The organism is Cytobacillus horneckiae, assembly GCF_002835735.1.
Lineage (GTDB): Bacteria > Bacillota > Bacilli > Bacillales > Cytobacillaceae > Cytobacillus > Cytobacillus horneckiae.
In genome coordinates, this window is sequence record NZ_PISD01000084.1 from 66289 (window position 1) to 81502 (window position 15214).

Annotated in this window: 17 protein-coding genes; 13 read left to right on the forward strand and 4 right to left on the reverse strand. The window is 35.7% G+C overall.

Annotation, left to right across the window (positions count from 1 at the left end):
* Positions 1 to 15 precede the first annotated feature (15 nt).
* Positions 16 to 921, forward strand: coding sequence for a chemotaxis protein (locus CWS20_RS26715; RefSeq protein ID WP_066196749.1), 906 nt, complete (start codon positions 16 to 18; stop codon positions 919 to 921).
* A gap of 466 nt (positions 922 to 1387) precedes the next feature.
* Here the strand turns inward: CWS20_RS26715 and CWS20_RS26720 are convergent, their stop codons facing one another.
* The 3 genes from CWS20_RS26720 to CWS20_RS26730 all read right to left on the reverse strand — a co-directional run bounded on the left by CWS20_RS26720 (position 1388) and on the right by CWS20_RS26730 (position 3478).
* Positions 1388 to 1876 carry a YkyB family protein gene (locus tag CWS20_RS26720; protein WP_162840979.1) on the reverse strand — a complete coding sequence of 163 codons (489 nt, stop codon included), beginning with the start codon at positions 1874 to 1876 and terminating at the stop codon, positions 1388 to 1390.
* Positions 1877 to 1983: 107 nt separating this feature from the next.
* A complete protein-coding gene (locus CWS20_RS26725; protein WP_066196753.1) occupies positions 1984 to 2481 on the reverse strand; it encodes a L,D-transpeptidase family protein in 498 nt (165 codons plus the stop codon).
* Between the two features lie 127 nt (positions 2482 to 2608).
* A complete protein-coding gene (locus tag CWS20_RS26730; RefSeq protein WP_066196754.1) occupies positions 2609 to 3478 on the reverse strand; it encodes a metallophosphoesterase in 870 nt (289 codons plus the stop codon).
* 360 nt (positions 3479 to 3838) lie between these two features.
* Between CWS20_RS26730 and CWS20_RS26735 the strand changes: the two genes are divergently transcribed.
* Positions 3839 to 5050, forward strand: coding sequence for an EAL domain-containing protein (locus CWS20_RS26735; protein ID WP_066196756.1), 1212 nt, complete (start codon positions 3839 to 3841; stop codon positions 5048 to 5050).
* 82 nt (positions 5051 to 5132) lie between these two features.
* Positions 5133 to 5357: a hypothetical protein gene (locus CWS20_RS26740; protein WP_066196758.1), complete on the forward strand. Its 225-nt coding sequence runs from the start codon at positions 5133 to 5135 to the stop codon at positions 5355 to 5357.
* A 45-nt stretch (positions 5358 to 5402) separates the two neighbouring features.
* On the opposite strand, the gene CWS20_RS26745 is transcribed toward CWS20_RS26740, so the two are convergent.
* Positions 5403 to 5639, reverse strand: coding sequence for a glutaredoxin family protein (locus tag CWS20_RS26745; protein WP_066196760.1), 237 nt, complete (start codon positions 5637 to 5639; stop codon positions 5403 to 5405).
* Between the two features lie 230 nt (positions 5640 to 5869).
* Between CWS20_RS26745 and CWS20_RS26750 the strand changes: the two genes are divergently transcribed.
* The 10 genes from CWS20_RS26750 (at position 5870) to CWS20_RS26790 (ending at position 15161) form a co-directional block, all read left to right on the forward strand.
* Positions 5870 to 6106 carry a YkuJ family protein gene (locus CWS20_RS26750; RefSeq protein WP_066196763.1) on the forward strand — a complete coding sequence of 79 codons (237 nt, stop codon included), beginning with the start codon at positions 5870 to 5872 and terminating at the stop codon, positions 6104 to 6106.
* An 89-nt stretch (positions 6107 to 6195) separates the two neighbouring features.
* Positions 6196 to 6342 carry a ZPR1-type zinc finger protein gene (locus CWS20_RS28895; protein WP_241198887.1) on the forward strand — a complete coding sequence of 49 codons (147 nt, stop codon included), beginning with the start codon at positions 6196 to 6198 and terminating at the stop codon, positions 6340 to 6342.
* Between the two features lie 82 nt (positions 6343 to 6424).
* A complete protein-coding gene (gene cbpB, locus CWS20_RS26755; protein ID WP_066196764.1) occupies positions 6425 to 6871 on the forward strand; it encodes a cyclic-di-AMP-binding protein CbpB in 447 nt (148 codons plus the stop codon).
* 99 nt (positions 6872 to 6970) lie between these two features.
* On the forward strand, positions 6971 to 7858 hold the full coding sequence (gene ccpC, locus CWS20_RS26760) for a transcriptional regulator CcpC (protein WP_066196765.1): 888 nt from the start codon (positions 6971 to 6973) through the stop codon (positions 7856 to 7858).
* A gap of 88 nt (positions 7859 to 7946) precedes the next feature.
* On the forward strand, positions 7947 to 8657 hold the full coding sequence (gene dapD, locus CWS20_RS26765; protein WP_066196767.1) for a 2,3,4,5-tetrahydropyridine-2,6-dicarboxylate N-acetyltransferase: 711 nt from the start codon (positions 7947 to 7949) through the stop codon (positions 8655 to 8657).
* 95 nt (positions 8658 to 8752) lie between these two features.
* Positions 8753 to 9880, forward strand: a complete 1128-nt coding sequence (locus CWS20_RS26770; RefSeq protein ID WP_066196768.1) for an N-acetyldiaminopimelate deacetylase — start codon at positions 8753 to 8755, stop codon at positions 9878 to 9880.
* A 217-nt stretch (positions 9881 to 10097) separates the two neighbouring features.
* On the forward strand, positions 10098 to 10640 hold the full coding sequence (locus tag CWS20_RS26775; protein WP_066196769.1) for a peroxiredoxin: 543 nt from the start codon (positions 10098 to 10100) through the stop codon (positions 10638 to 10640).
* A 161-nt stretch (positions 10641 to 10801) separates the two neighbouring features.
* Positions 10802 to 11257, forward strand: coding sequence for a TlpA disulfide reductase family protein (locus tag CWS20_RS26780; protein WP_066196771.1), 456 nt, complete (start codon positions 10802 to 10804; stop codon positions 11255 to 11257).
* 314 nt (positions 11258 to 11571) lie between these two features.
* Positions 11572 to 13326, forward strand: a complete 1755-nt coding sequence (locus CWS20_RS26785; RefSeq protein WP_066196773.1) for an ABC transporter ATP-binding protein — start codon at positions 11572 to 11574, stop codon at positions 13324 to 13326.
* 14 nt (positions 13327 to 13340) lie between these two features.
* Entirely contained in the window at positions 13341 to 15161 is a 1821-nt protein-coding gene (locus CWS20_RS26790; protein ID WP_066196775.1) for an ABC transporter ATP-binding protein, read from the forward strand.
* The last annotated feature ends 53 nt before the right edge of the window (positions 15162 to 15214 follow it).

The window sequence follows — 15214 nt, forward strand, 5'->3', positions numbered from 1 at the left end:
GGAAGGAAATGAGAAATGAGCGGAATAAATCAAATTTTACTTGAAAGCGGAACAAATGAGCTTGAAATAGTTGAGTTTGCTATGGGTCCCAATAAATTTGGAATAAATGTAAATAAAGTAAGAGAAATTATTAATCCTGTTTCAGTTGTACCCATACCTCATGCGCATCCCCATATATTAGGTATAATGGAGCTCCGGGGCGAAGTGCTACCAGTTATAAGCATAGAAAGGACATTAAACACGGCGCAGTCCAATGAGCCAGACCATGAAAAATTTATTGTTGCTGAATTTAATCAGCAAAAATTTGTTTTCCATGTACATAATGTTATTCAAATTCACCGTATTTCATGGAGTCAGATTGAAAAAGCATCTGACATGTACCAAGGGGAAGATAATCCTGTCTTAGGGATTATTAAAATGGATCATTCAATGATTCTGATGCTGGATTTTGAAAAAATCATTACAGATATAAATCCGCAAGCAGGAATTACAATTGATAAAATGCAAAGTTTAGGTGAAAGAGAACGTTCAATGAAAAAAATTGTCATCGCGGAAGATTCTCCTATGTTGAGACGATTGTTAAAGGTGACATTAAATGAAGCAGGTTTTAGTAATCTGACATTCTTTGAAAATGGCAGTGATTGTCTTGATTATTTACATTCCGCTGCAAAAAAAGAAGGCTCAATTCTGGAAAAGGTCCAGATTGTTATTACAGATATTGAAATGCCAATGATGGACGGTCATCACTTAACGAAGCGAATAAAAGAAGATGCAACATTGAAGGAAGTGCCTGTTATCATATTCTCTTCATTAATAACAGATGATTTAAGACATAAGGGGCAGATGGTAGGTGCGGATGCACAAGTCAGCAAACCGGAAATTGAAGAGCTTGTCAAGATGATTGATGTTCATGTTAAATAAGTATAGGAGTTGTCCGAAAAGGGTCATAAAAATGACTCCTTTGAGGTTCAGCTTCTTTTTCTATTTAATGCACAATAGGAAGTTCTGATTCATTTCAGAAAATCATATTGTGCCTATGATCAACGATAGGGTGAATGGATTAACTGACAATCTCTTCTTCGAAGCTTATCAAGGAAGCAGACAGCCTGCTTATCATCTGAAAGGTCACCAAAAGGTGCATATGGAGCTTGGGCTTAGCCCATAATTTTAGAAGGTAGTGGCAGCCAACCGTCACTCCAAAGAGATAGAATCGTCCAAAATACGCAAAAACCACGAGAGGTTTTATCACATCTCGTGGTTTTTCTTAAAGGAGGTGCTTTAGAGGCAGCTCCTTGCTTAATTCCTTTGGTTTATCGCAGTTTAACGGGCAGTATGCCCCCACTGATTGAATAGGATACATGGTGTGAGGAAATCTGTCATTTTTCTTTTAAAAATAACTTTCTCCAAGTTTTTTGAACACAGGTTTTTCGTAGCGGTGTTTTTTTCTTTGTGGAGGTTCATGCTGATCTTCTTTCAGGCCAGTATAATTCATTAACAGCTTCTTCGCTTGGTTTAAAGAAAGTGATGTCCGCGGATTTCTTACAGATTGGTCCAATTTTCCTAAATGTGGCAATGCAGTAAAATCCTCTTTTGAAGGTGGCAAATGAAAAGTATATCTTCCACACTTGATCAAAACATCAGATTGCTGCTGACTATTTTTAGGGTTGCGAGAAAAATGAAGGCCAATTTTTTTCGCTTTACCTTCCTTTAATAATTTTTGAAGGGAATCATGCTTAACCTTATATAGAAATCTTGGATTTGGTGCAGTTTTTGCATGACGGTTAACGGTGAAGAGTGCTTGAGAGAGGTTTTCAACCGTTGGCTGTAATTGAGGGTATTCATTGCATTCAGAATTCAATGGTAAGTCTCCTTTCATATTATAAAACCGTATATAGTGTTAATTATACCCCTTTTTAGAAAAATACAAAAGTATATTTTGCTGCACCAGTTAAATTCAATCGACATATTGCCGTATATTTAAATCTAAGGACGGATGATCACCTTTGTACCGTTTGGAACAATACGAGCCAGCTCAAGTACATCATGGTTATGCATTCTAATGCATCCTTTTGAAACAGACTGGCCAATAGATGAGGGATTATTTGTTCCATGTATTCCGTATCCAGCCTTTGAAAGTGAAAGCCACATAGCTCCATATGGACCTCCTGGATTCGGTTGCCGATTGACAATTACAAATTCTCCACTTGGAGTTTCCGTCAGCATTTTTCCAATAGCAATTGGATACGTTTTTTGGACAACTCCATTCATATATAAAGTAAGTGTTCTTCCACCTTTTGAAACGATAATTTGATAAGGAATTTGATTTGGATCTGGCAATCCGGGGATAAGAATTCTTTGTCCTACGTAAATCATTGAAGGATTTGTAATAGTTGGGTTAGCCGCTAAAATACTTGCTAAAGGTACACGAAAGTTTTTTGCAATAATAGATAAGGATTCTCCTGGCAGTACAATATGATACATATGCTCACTCCTTTAAATTGAAATAATTAGTCATATTTATATGCATTAGGGCTGAAAGTTGAACATGATTTAAAGAAAAACTAAAGTCGCACGATAAAAAAACACTTCAATCTGAGGGGAGACATTGTCAACTCTCAGATTGAAGTGTAAAGATAGTGAGCTCAGGACGGCAAAGAAATCGAAAAGGAAGTCTAGTTGTCCCAATTCCTCTATTAACATATACAGTAATCGGATTTTCCTCGCCTATTTCATAAAAGCCTTCATAATACTTTTCACCAAAAGGAGGAGTTACGAGTGCTCCGAAGAAAGGGAGTTGAATTTGTCCGCCGTGGCTATGCCCGCTTAGTTGAAGGTTAACATGAAAATTTTTCGCTGTGTCAGCTAAATCTGGCGCATGTGAAAGTAAAATATTGTATGATTCGGGAGGAATATTAGCAACTGCTGTTTGAATATCGGGCTTTCCGAGCATTGCGTCATCTATACCGGAAATATAGATGGTGTCGCTATTCTTTTCGACCTTACGGCTTTCATTTAGAAGGAGGTCAAAACCAGATTTCTCCATTACCGTACGATAAATATCAGATCCATAGCCGCCATGATCATGATTTCCGTATATTGAAAACTTTCCAATACTTGCCTTTAGTTCACTTAAAATTCCCGGTATTTGTTCAATATCTTCGTATTTATTAGGCTCATCCATTAAATCTCCGGTAAAAAATATTAAGTCTGGACTATATGAATTAATTTTTTTTATAAGCGTTGTTAATTGATTTAAATCATAGTGAAACCCGAGATGGGTATCACTGAATTGAACAATTGTGAGATTATGAAAGTTGGGAGGAATAGCAGCATGTTTAATGGTATGCTCATTAATCTGTAAAAATTTTGGTTCTATATCACGAGCATAATAATATCCGCCAGTACCTGCAATAACTGCAGAAAATAAAGAACCGATTGTGCGTTTAATAAATTTTCGTCTTGTCACTTTTTTTTCCATGTATGTTTACCAGCCAATCTATTAAAGATTCAATCTAATACTACCAAAATAAACTATGAAAAAGAAGTAGATCGTATTGTTTCTATTTTATGGCAGATACATAGCATCATTCCCAAAATGTGTTGCTAATAAGAACGAATGATTAAAATAGAGTGTAAATTGATGAAAAGGGTGGATATGGTATAATTGGGTATCGAATATTCATTTTATTCTTTAAACGGGCAGTAACAACAGCTCAAAGTTCAGCGGTTAAAAGTGAAAAGGAAAAAGAAGACCTGTCCGTATAATCCATCAGTGGGAAGGGGAAAACCCTGCTGGTTGAAGGTATTTATAACAGAAAGTAAATTAGGGGTGCGAGTGATGGATCCATTAGAAATTATGTCAGATTTAAATAATGTCGTTCCCTATTTTCAGCCTATTTTTAGTGCTGATGAGCATAGGGTTATCGGTTATGAGGTATTAGGCACATATAGAAGAAAAGAGGAGATAGAGAGCTTAGGCCCATTTTTCTTAGATGAATCGATTCCTGAAGAATATCGGATGGAGCTGGACGATATCATTTTAGTAAAGGCTTTGGATAAAGCGATTACTCTCGATAAAGATGTGCTATTGTTCATTAAGAGAAATGCTGATTTATTAATGAAGCAAGATAGCGAGCATCTTTTGGGAATTCTTTTGGAGTATGAAAAAAAAGGAATTTCCATTAATAGAATCGTCATAGAAATTTCTCAAAAAAACCCAATTGGCGATTTTGACCACTTAGATCATTTTATCAATTATTATCGTACATACGGCATTAAAATTGCGATTGAAGATTTAGGGAAAGATATTAGCTATTTGGATAGAATTGGGCAATTGGCTCCAAATATTTTAAAAATCGATCTTCAAGCATTACGATCATCAGCGGTAAATCATAACTACAATGAACTTTTATATACCCTTTCTATGTTAGCAAGAAAGATTGGATCAACATTATTATTTGAAAATATTGAAATGGACTACCAGCTCCAATTTGCATGGAGAAATGGAGGAAGGTATTATCAAGGGCCGTATTTGCATAAATCAGAGGAAAACTTTGTTGATAGAGATATATTAAAACAAAAATTAAAGGATAAATGCCATCAATTTATTGTTTATGAGAAAAAAAAGCTCGCCTCTATATATACAATCACTGAAAGCTTTAATCATACGATGATTGACTTTTTGCATAAGTATAATAAAGAAGAAGGAACAGAGGCTTTTTTAACCATGCTTGCCCAAAAGCTGAAAGATGCTGCTTTTCGTTTATATATTTGTGATGAGGAGGGATTCCAAGTATCACCCAATATATTTAAGGGGATAAACAATTGGAGTGTTCAGCAGGAGTATATGGATAAAAACTGGAGCTGGCGCCCGTATTTCCTGGCAAATATTATGAGAATGAAAACAAATAAAAAGGGAATATTGTCTGATTTATATACAGATATTGAAACAGGTGAGTCCATTCGAACTTTTTCATATCCTTTAACAGAAACGGATTATTTATTCATTGATATATCCTACCATTTTCTTTATGAACAAGATGCATTATAATCGCCAATATCATCCAGAATAATTCACTGTTACCCGAGCAATGCTAAAAATAGCAGTCATTGCAAAAAGGAGTGAATATACAATGGGTGGTTGGTTAATTGTCCTGCTTGTCATTGTTTTGGCTATACTGGCTTTTTCATATTTTTCGACAAGGTCTGTGATGAAAGATAAGACTGGAAATCAAGAATTTGATTCTGAGTTGCCTGATGGGGTTGAGAGAAGGCCATATTTGGCCAATCCGGTATTTTTGGCTTACTTGATATTCTTTTTAGCGCTCGTATTATTAACATGGTTTTTTGCATTTTGACTTAAAAAGGAGTGGCCAATGTCTGGCCACTTTTTTATTGGCTATTTATTTAATTTCCAATACAGCTTTTAACCTCTCAAGATCAAATCCAGTAATCACTTCTTCTCCAATAACGATGGTTGGTGTGGAAAAGGATTGATACTTCTCTGTTAATTCTTTCATTGCGGACTTATCGGTTTTTATATTTTTTTGTTCAAACTCAAAATTATATTCTGATAGGAACTTTTTGGTTATTTCACAAGGCGGACAATCCGGCTGAGTGTATACGACGATTGGTTTCATTCATCTAACCTCCAATAATTTTCATTAATAACAATAGTCTTTTAAAGAAAAAAATAATTATTTTTTTATGGTTTTACTTGTGTAATGATATCATATTAATTTATCCTGTTAATATTGGTATGTAAAAAACTTGATTTAAATCATATATTTTTGTTTAGTTTTGGATAGAAACATGCCTAAAGAGAAACCTATATAAAGGTATAGGGTTTGTTTTGGAAAGGAGAGAAAGCATGTCACAGCTTCAAGGCATATTAACTCGATTAAAAAATTTACAGGAACAATCAAATGGAAGTGAACCAATGCAAAGATTTTTTGAGGTGAATGGCGAAAGGAAATGTCAGGTAACTTACCACCCAAAAAATGAAACATTCGAATTGGAAGTATACAACGATAAAGAAAAGCCAAAACGTTATCAATTCGATAATATTGATATGATTACAATTGAAGTATTTGATCTAATTCAATAATTTTTTTACATAGGAGCCTTTAAAAAGGCTCTTTTTATTTCATCTCATATTTTTTCTTTCCTGAGGAAAGATTAATAAAAAGGGGTGATATGATGATACCAGAAGTCATTTGTCCAAACTGCCATAAACAAGCAGAATTAAATAATGTGCTCACTGCACAATCAAATCAAAATGTAATTTTTGAATGTCCGCATTGTCACTTTGTGTGCCGCGACATTGAAACAAGTAAGGGATAGTAAATCAAAAGTAAGGCAGACCGGTGAAAACTGTGGTAAAATCAAATTGAATGCAAATCATTAAATTTGAGGAGTTTTCAATATGATCAGTCTCCATAGCGATGAATTTTTAGAAATAAATATTAAGGATTTACTAATTCCCTCTGAACGTGTTGCCCATGTACAAATTGGCAATAACCTTGAGCATACTTTATTGGTCTTAACAAAAAGCGGATATACTGCAATTCCTGTACTAGATCCCCACTATAAACTCCATGGTTTAATAAGCACACCTATGATTATGGAATCCATCCTTGGGCTACAAAGAATAGAGTTTGATAAACTGGAAGAAAAAAGGGTGGAGGAGTTCATGAATCCAGAAATTCCGCGCCTCAATGTTAACAGTTCACTTAAAAACGCCACAGGCCTCTTAGTTGATCATCCGTTTATTTGTGTTGAAGATGATGAAGGGTATTTTGAAGGGATTTTAACAAGAAGATCCTTACTTGTCCAATTGCAAAAGCATTTGCACAACAATAAGAAAAGGTAAGATTAACTGAAGCTCCCATAACCAATGGGGGCTTGATTTTGCTTACAATGAAATTTACATATGAATTTTAAATATCGGTAAGATCAGAGGTGCATAAAAATGGCTTCACTATCTGAGTTTCATTTGCTTTCAGTGTTGGCTCAGGAAATGAATATGAGGAAAGCAGCTGAAAGGCTGTTTGTATCACAGCCTGCATTGTCGCAAAGATTGCAAAATATAGAAAAGGAATGGGGAAGCAGGCTTTTTGTTCGTTCACAAAAGGGTTTATCATTAACACCAGCAGGAGAAATCGTTATTCAATTTGTCAATGAAGTAATCTCAGGTGAAGAGAAGGTTAAAGAGTCTATTCAGGCATTGAATTCGGAAGTATATGGCACACTGAAGATAGCGGTGGCGTCTATTGTTGGTCAAAATTGGCTTCCTCAAGTGTTAAAAAAGTTTGTAAAAAAATATCCGCAAGCAAAGATTTCACTTGTGACAGGTTGGAGCAGTGAAATATTAAAATCCTTGTATGAAGATCATGTTCATATTGGCATCATACGTGGAACACCTGACTGGAAAGGTGTGAAAATTCCCTTATTCAAAGATAGCTTATATTTAGTTGATACAGAAATTGAAGAAACGGAACAAATTCTTGAAACAGACCGTCCGTTCATTCAATTTAAAAGCGATTCTAACTATTATCAAGAAATTCAGGATTGGTGGCTAAGAAAATTCAAAACTCCACCAAAAAGGACAATTGTGGTTGATCAAATAGAAACATGCAAACAGATGACTTTTAACGGCATTGGATATGCCATCCTGCCTGCCATTACACTCAACGGTTTAGAAAAGAATATTTTTAAGATCCCACTGCTTGATGAGGATAATTTACCAATAAAAAGGGATACTTGGCTTCTTGGTTATGAGTCTGCATTTCAACTAAAACAAGTACAAGCGTTTGTCGAACTAATAAAAGAGCATATTGAAGAAGAGCAGGTGAAATGAAATACTTGTTTTCACTGCTGTAGTTTGTTAAATTAATTCTAGCTGTACATAAAATATATTGTTGATATATACATAGGAGGAATTATAGATGAAAATGATGGACGCAAATGAAATTATTTCTTTTATTCAAAATAGCACGAAGTCAACACCAGTAAAAGTATATGTAAAAGGAGACTTAGAAGGAATTCATTTCGGTTCTTCAGCGCAAGCTTTCATTAACGGTAATAGCGGCGTAGTTTTTGGTGAGTGGGCGGAAATAAGTGAAGCGATTGAAACGAACAAAGAAAAAATTGAAGATTATGTAGTAGAAAACGATCGCAGAAATTCTGCAATTCCATTATTGGATATGAAAAATATTAAAGCGCGCATTGAGCCGGGTGCGATTATTCGCGATCAAGTAGAAATTGGAGATAATGCGGTTATTATGATGGGTGCATCCATTAATATCGGATCAGTTATCGGTGAGGGTACAATGATTGATATGAATGTTGTGTTGGGCGGAAGAGCAACAGTAGGGAAAAACTGCCACATTGGAGCTGGGTCAGTTCTTGCTGGCGTAATCGAGCCGCCATCTGCTAAGCCAGTTGTAGTTGAAGACGATGTAGTTATCGGTGCGAACGCAGTTGTATTAGAAGGTGTTACAGTCGGGAAAGGTGCGGTTGTGGCAGCAGGCGCTATTGTAATTGATGATGTGCCTCCATATACTGTTGTTGCAGGGACACCGGCAAAAGTGATTAAAGAAATTGACGAAAAAACTAAATCTAAAACAGAGATTAAACAGGAGCTTCGCCAGCTTTAAGCTAGAGCATTCTATTAAGCTTATTCTCTTTAATACATGTAAGAAGCGTGGATAATTGGTGTCCGCGCTTTTTATTCTTAGCGGAGGTATAAAATATGTCAATTGTCAGCCCATTTGTTAATATTCGCAGAGAACTTCATCAAATTCCGGAACTTGGTTTTCAAGAATTTAAAACACAGCAATATCTTTTGGATTATATCTATTCTTTGCCACAGGAAAGATTACAAATCAAAACATGGAAAACAGGAATATTTGTTAAAATTAAAGGGGCGAATCCAAGTAAAACCATTGGATATAGAACAGATATTGATGGACTTCCAATTATTGAAGAAACCGGCCTGTCATTTTCTTCTGTACATACTGACCGCATGCATGCCTGTGGCCATGATTTTCATATGGCCATCGCGCTTGGCGTATTATCACATGTTGTTTACCATCCTATTAACGATGATTTGCTTTTTATTTTTCAGCCTGCCGAAGAAGGACCTGGCGGAGCTGCACCGATGCTTCAATCTGATATAATGAAAGAGTGGATGCCTGATATGATTATGGCTCTTCATATCGCACCAGAATATCCTGTTGGATCAATAGCAGTAAAAGAAGGATTATTGTTTGCCAATACTTCTGAGCTGTTTATTGATTTAAAAGGGAAGGGTGGACATGCTGCCTATCCGCATCAAACAAATGATATGATTATTGCGGCCTGTTCATTAGTTGGTCAATTGCAATCCATCATTTCTAGAAATGTTGATCCTTTGGACAGCGCTGTCATTACTGTTGGTAAGATCACAGGAGGAACTGTACAAAACATCATTGCGGAAAACGCAAGAATAGAAGGGACTATTCGCACCTTATCACCAGATTCAATGGTTAAAGTGAAAAGCAGGATTGAGGCAATCGTAAAAGGTGTAGAGGTCGGATATGAATGTGAAACAAAGATTGACTACGGATGTATGTATCATCAAGTCTATAATAATGAAGAATTGACGAAGGAATTAATGGAATTTGCTAGAGCTGATGAAAAGATGAATGTAATTGAATGTAAAGAAGCGATGACTGGTGAAGACTTTGGCTATATGTTAAAAGAAATTCCAGGTTTTATGTTTTGGCTTGGAGTAGACTCTGCTTTTGGTCTCCATCATGCAAAGCTCTCTCCAACGGAAGATGCAATCGAAAAGGCGATTTCCTTCATCACAGGTTATTTATCATATAAAGGAAAATAATATCATGCTCAATTATTTTCAATCTCCTATTGTTTTTGATAGACTTAAATAGAGTGATAAATAGGGAATAAATTAGAATTACTCCTTATTTAAATTAATTATCATTTAACTTGACTAGTTTTCACTATAAAGTTATAATTATTATCGATGAACAAGTTTCAAATGAGAATATACATATTATTTCTCGTTTAATACACACATATGGAGGGACTTAAACATGGCAGAACGTATGGTAGGAAAACAAGCGCCAAGATTTGAAATGGATGCAGTAATGGCTAACAAAGAATTTGGAAAAGTAAGCCTAGAAGAAAACATGAAAAACGATAAATGGACTGTACTTTTCTTTTATCCAATGGACTTCACTTTTGTATGTCCAACTGAAATTACTGCAATGTCTGATCGCTATGATGAATTCGAAGATCTTGATGCAGAAGTAATCGGTGTATCAACTGATACAATCCACACTCACTTAGCATGGATCAACACTGATCGTAAAGATAACGGTTTAGGAGATCTTAAATACCCACTAGCTGCTGATACTAACCATGTTGTATCTCGTGACTATGGTGTTCTTATTGAAGAAGAAGGTGTAGCTCTACGTGGACTATACATTATTAACCCTGAGGGAGAATTAATGTACTCAGTTGTTAACCATAACAATATCGGGCGTGACGTTGATGAAACATTACGTGTTCTTCAAGCGCTTCAAACTGGTGGACTCTGCCCAGCTAACTGGAAACCAGGTCAAAAAACTCTATAAGAAATAGAGTCTTATCAACCTTTGAAGATTGATAAGAAAAGGCCTAACATATGCTGTTAGGCCTTTTCTTTAGCTAAGAAGAATTTACATTATTAGATAAACCAAAAATTATATCTACCATTATTTTTGAAAATTAGATATAAAACGGAAGGGGAATTTTCATGAAATTACGTGCACCAATGCCAGAATTAACAGGAGCAACTGAATGGCTAAACGGAGAAGTAACAAAGGAACAATTAATTGGTGAAAAACCAACATTAATTCACTTCTGGTCAGTGAGCTGTCATCTTTGTAAAGAGGCAATGCCACAAGTAAACGAATTCAGAGATGAATACAAAGACCAATTAAATGTGATTGCTGTTCATATGCCCCGTTCAGAAGATGATTTAGATTTAGATCAAATTAAAAAGGTAGCAGCTGAACATGATATTACACAACCAATCTATGTTGACAGTGAACATAAGTTAAATGAAGCATTTGAAAACCAATATGTACCTGCTTACTATGTTTTTGATAAAGACGGCGTTCTTCGTCACTTCCAAGCAGGCGGAAGCGGTATGAAAATGCTAACGAAACGTGTAAATCGCGTTCTAGATGAAATGAATAAAGCTGAATAATCGCATCAACTATGGCTAAGAAGAATTTTTTCTTAGCTTTTTTTTATAGAACATCAATTGAATTTTAGCCTTCGTTATAAAAATAAAAAGCCATCCCCTTCATATATATCTTACTTTAACTGTAAAATATACAGAAAAAGCCTCACGGTTTAGCTTAAATTGTTTCCTCATAAAAATTGTTACTCTAACTTTATAGTCAAAAAAGCTAAAATTTGTGTAAAAATACTGGATATTTATTTCGTAACCCGTTATATTTAATATTACGTCCTGAATTTTTCGAAGATTTAAACATATATGTTCGAGGGGGAATGTGGATGGAAACATTCAAAAAATTAAAGCAATATTATTGGCCATATAAAAGCTATTTTTTCTGGTCCATTGGCTTTTTAATTATCGTGACTGCGATTACAGTTGTTTATCCTATTTTTTTGCAAATAACGATTGACGACGTTGTCTTAAAGGGCCAGTATGAATGGATTCCTTATTTAGCATTAGGTTTTATAGCTATTATGGCCATTAAAGGGGCAGCAACATATATTCACCAATATACAGGTGATTTATTTGGCATTTCATCGGTATATAAATTAAGAAATACATTATATGAGAAGCTGCAATTTCTTCCTTTTAAATACTATGATAATGCTAAAACAGGAGATTTAATGTCCAGATTAACAGCTGATGTTGAAGGGTTTCGTTTTTTTCTCGCTTTTGGATTTTCAGAATTAATACGTTTTTTCCTCTTAGTAGTTATTAGTTTTTCTGTAATGATGTATTACTCTTTATCACTAACTATTGTTACTCTCATCACTCTACCTTTTCTAGCAGTAGCTACATACAAATTTGATCAAGCGGTCCATCCGGCTTTCCGAAATATACGAAAATCCTTTGGAAAACTAAATACTAAGGTACAGGAAAATATAAGTGGCATACATACGGTAAAATCTCTTTCAAGAGAAGAGTTTGAGATTAATAAATTTAATGATTCAAACGGAGATTATAAGCAGAAATATCTTTTTACTTCAAAAATTTGGGCGAAGTATTTTCCGATGATGGAATTTATCGGGAATCTTAGCATCGTTTTTCTGTTGGCCTATGGCGGTTATCTTGTTATTGATAATCAGCTGCAGCTCGGTGAGCTTGTTGCTTTTTATAGTTTATTAGGCTATATTATGTGGCCGATAATGAACTTAGGATTTACGATAAATTTGTTTTCGCAATCTAAAGCTTCTGGAGAGAGATTATTGGAAATTTTAGAAGCTGAAAATGAAATTTATGATAGAGAAAATCCGATAGAAAAAACATGTGTTGATGGAAATGTAACCTTTAATCAAGTTCATTTAAAGTATTCAGAAGGTGATCAAGGTGCTTTGTATGATATTTCCTTTGAAGCAAAAAAAGGAAGTGTGACAGGCCTGATTGGTTCAACAGGCGCAGGTAAAACAAGCTTGACTGGGCTGCTCTCGCGATTCTACGAGGCAACGAATGGAGAAGTTCTTATTGATGATATAAGTGTAACGGACTATTCTTTAGAAACCTTACGAAGGAATATCGGTTTTGTTCTTCAGGAATCCTTCCTATTCTCGTCATCAATAAAAGCTAACATCTCATTTGGGAAGCCGGAAGCGACTATGGACGAAATCGTCGATGCGGCCAAGCGAGCTCAGGCACATGATTTTATCATGGAATTGCCAGACGGCTATAACACGATGCTTGGAGAACGTGGAATGGGCCTTTCTGGCGGTCAAAAGCAAAGGATTGCGATAGCTCGTGCCATTTGTATTAACCCTAGTATTTTAATCCTGGATGACGCTACAAGTGCAGTTGATATGGAAACTGAGTTTCAAATTCAACGAGCACTCAAGGAAGTAATGAAAGGTAGAACGACCTTCATCATTGCACATAGAATTTCTTCATTAAAGTATGCGAATCAAATTCTCGTACTGGAAGAGGGACGTATTGTTGAAAGAGGAAATCATGACCAACTTGTCAGCAATAACGGACCTTATCAGAGGATCTATGAGATTCAGTACCAAGATAAAGAAAAAGTGCTGCAGGCATTTGGCGGTTAGGGGGGCGGGCAAAGATGAAAAAAAATGAAAAGCAGGAAATTATAAATAATCGATTTCAATATTCAACTGATGAAGTGATAGAAAAGCCATTTAACTGGAAACAAATGCTGCGTCTTTTTAGCTATATGAAGCCGTACGGAAAAGGGTTGTTGCCACTTTCTATAATGATGGTATTAATTAATACTGCGATACGATTGGTCATTCCAATTATTATTGGTGTATATACACTGGATAAAGCACTGGTTGATAAGGATATGAGCTTGCTCATAATATTGGTGGGAGTCATCGCTGGCCTTTATGTCATTTCCTATATTGCAAACTATTTTAGAATAAAATGGATGAATACATTAGGGCAAAGCGTAATTTATGATTTAAGAAAGCATTTATTTACACATGTTCAAAGTTTATCACACCGGTTCTTTGATCAACGGTCTGCAGGATCAATTCTTGTTAGAATTATGAATGATATTAACTCGCTGCAGGAATTGTTTACAAATGGTGTCATTAACCTGCTAATGGATATCATTTTGTTAATTGGCATTTTTGTCATCCTATTCGTCATGTCGCCAGAATTAACGCTGGCTATCATGATATTGCTTCCAATTATGTTTTTTATCTCTACATCATTAAGAAGGAATATTAGGAGATCATGGCAGACTGTAAGATTGAAGCAGTCAAAGTTAAATTCGCATTTAAATGAAAGTATACAAGGAATAAGAATCACACAGTCATTTCATCAGCAAAAAGAGAATATGCAATTTTTTGATGGAGTTAACACGGAAACATTTGAAAGCTGGAGAGTAGCTTCGCAAAAAAATGCGATGTTCAGGCCGATTGTTGAAATGACAAATGCTGTAGGTACTGCTGTCCTAATCTGGTATGGCGCTCACTTAATTCAAGCAGGGACGATTTCCATTGGTGTTTTCGTTTCCTTTGCCTTTTACTTAGGAATGTTTTGGGAGCCTATTTCTCGTCTTGGCATGGTCTATAATCAGCTTCTAATAGGAATGGCATCCTCAGAACGGATTTTTGAATATTTAGATGAAAAACCAATAGTTTCTGAAACAAAACATCCACAGCAATTCAATCAAATAGAAGGCTGCATTCAATTCAAGAATGTTGAATTCTCATATAATGGGGAAAGAAAAGCGCTAAAAGGAATTAATCTCGATATGAAGGCTGGAGAAACTGTTGCCCTTGTTGGCCACACGGGATCAGGCAAAACAACTATTGCCAATTTAGTCAGCCGTTTTTATGACCCGACAAGCGGAGCGGTCACGATTGATGGAGTGGATTTACGAGATGTATCGTTACTAAGCTTGCGAACGCAAATTAGTATCGTCTTGCAAGACACTTTTATCTTTTCTGGCACAATTAGTGACAATATTCGCTTTGGCAACCCGATGTCCACCATGGAGGATGTAGTAGCAGCGGCTAAGGCTGTCGGAGCCCATTCATTTATTGAAAAATTGCCAAAAGGCTATCTGACTGAAGTGGAAGAGCGCGGCAATATTTTGTCAGTCGGAGAAAGGCAGCTCCTCTCCTTTGCCCGTGCATTGCTGGCAGATCCAAAAATATTGATTCTTGATGAAGCAACTGCCAGTATTGATACAGAAACAGAAATGAAAATTCAAAAGGCATTAAAAACGCTGCTAAAGGGAAGGACATCAATTATAATTGCTCACCGTTTATCAACAATCCGTGATGCAGAAAAAATATTTGTACTTGACCATGGCAATGTGAAAGAGCAAGGCAATCACAATGAACTAATGGAACTAAAAGGCGAGTATTACAACTTAGTAAAAGCGCAATTTAATATGTTGGATGCAGGATAGAGCTACTAAAAGGGCTAACCATTTTGGTTAGCTTTTTTTAAAAGATAAGAAAG

What these genes read in the sequence shown, in the direction of transcription:
- CWS20_RS26715 (WP_066196749.1), top strand. Translation starts at nt 16, where the DNA reads ATGAGCGGAATAAATCAAATTTTACTTGAAAGCGGAACAAATGAGCTT.
- CWS20_RS26745 (WP_066196760.1), bottom strand. Translation starts at nt 5,639, where the DNA reads ATGAAACCAATCGTCGTATACACTCAGCCGGATTGTCCGCCTTGTGAA.
- CWS20_RS26775 (WP_066196769.1), top strand. Translation starts at nt 10,098, where the DNA reads ATGGCAGAACGTATGGTAGGAAAACAAGCGCCAAGATTTGAAATGGAT.
- CWS20_RS26740 (WP_066196758.1), top strand. Translation starts at nt 5,133, where the DNA reads ATGGGTGGTTGGTTAATTGTCCTGCTTGTCATTGTTTTGGCTATACTG.
- cbpB (WP_066196764.1), top strand. Translation starts at nt 6,425, where the DNA reads ATGATCAGTCTCCATAGCGATGAATTTTTAGAAATAAATATTAAGGAT.
- CWS20_RS26790 (WP_066196775.1), top strand. Translation starts at nt 13,341, where the DNA reads ATGAAAAAAAATGAAAAGCAGGAAATTATAAATAATCGATTTCAATAT.
- ccpC (WP_066196765.1), top strand. Translation starts at nt 6,971, where the DNA reads ATGGCTTCACTATCTGAGTTTCATTTGCTTTCAGTGTTGGCTCAGGAA.
- CWS20_RS28895 (WP_241198887.1), top strand. Translation starts at nt 6,196, where the DNA reads ATGATGATACCAGAAGTCATTTGTCCAAACTGCCATAAACAAGCAGAA.
- CWS20_RS26730 (WP_066196754.1), bottom strand. Translation starts at nt 3,478, where the DNA reads ATGGAAAAAAAAGTGACAAGACGAAAATTTATTAAACGCACAATCGGT.
- CWS20_RS26770 (WP_066196768.1), top strand. Translation starts at nt 8,753, where the DNA reads ATGTCAATTGTCAGCCCATTTGTTAATATTCGCAGAGAACTTCATCAA.
- CWS20_RS26780 (WP_066196771.1), top strand. Translation starts at nt 10,802, where the DNA reads ATGAAATTACGTGCACCAATGCCAGAATTAACAGGAGCAACTGAATGG.
- CWS20_RS26785 (WP_066196773.1), top strand. Translation starts at nt 11,572, where the DNA reads ATGGAAACATTCAAAAAATTAAAGCAATATTATTGGCCATATAAAAGC.
- CWS20_RS26750 (WP_066196763.1), top strand. Translation starts at nt 5,870, where the DNA reads ATGTCACAGCTTCAAGGCATATTAACTCGATTAAAAAATTTACAGGAA.
- CWS20_RS26720 (WP_162840979.1), bottom strand. Translation starts at nt 1,876, where the DNA reads ATGAAAGGAGACTTACCATTGAATTCTGAATGCAATGAATACCCTCAA.
- CWS20_RS26725 (WP_066196753.1), bottom strand. Translation starts at nt 2,481, where the DNA reads ATGTATCATATTGTACTGCCAGGAGAATCCTTATCTATTATTGCAAAA.
- CWS20_RS26735 (WP_066196756.1), top strand. Translation starts at nt 3,839, where the DNA reads ATGGATCCATTAGAAATTATGTCAGATTTAAATAATGTCGTTCCCTAT.
- dapD (WP_066196767.1), top strand. Translation starts at nt 7,947, where the DNA reads ATGAAAATGATGGACGCAAATGAAATTATTTCTTTTATTCAAAATAGC.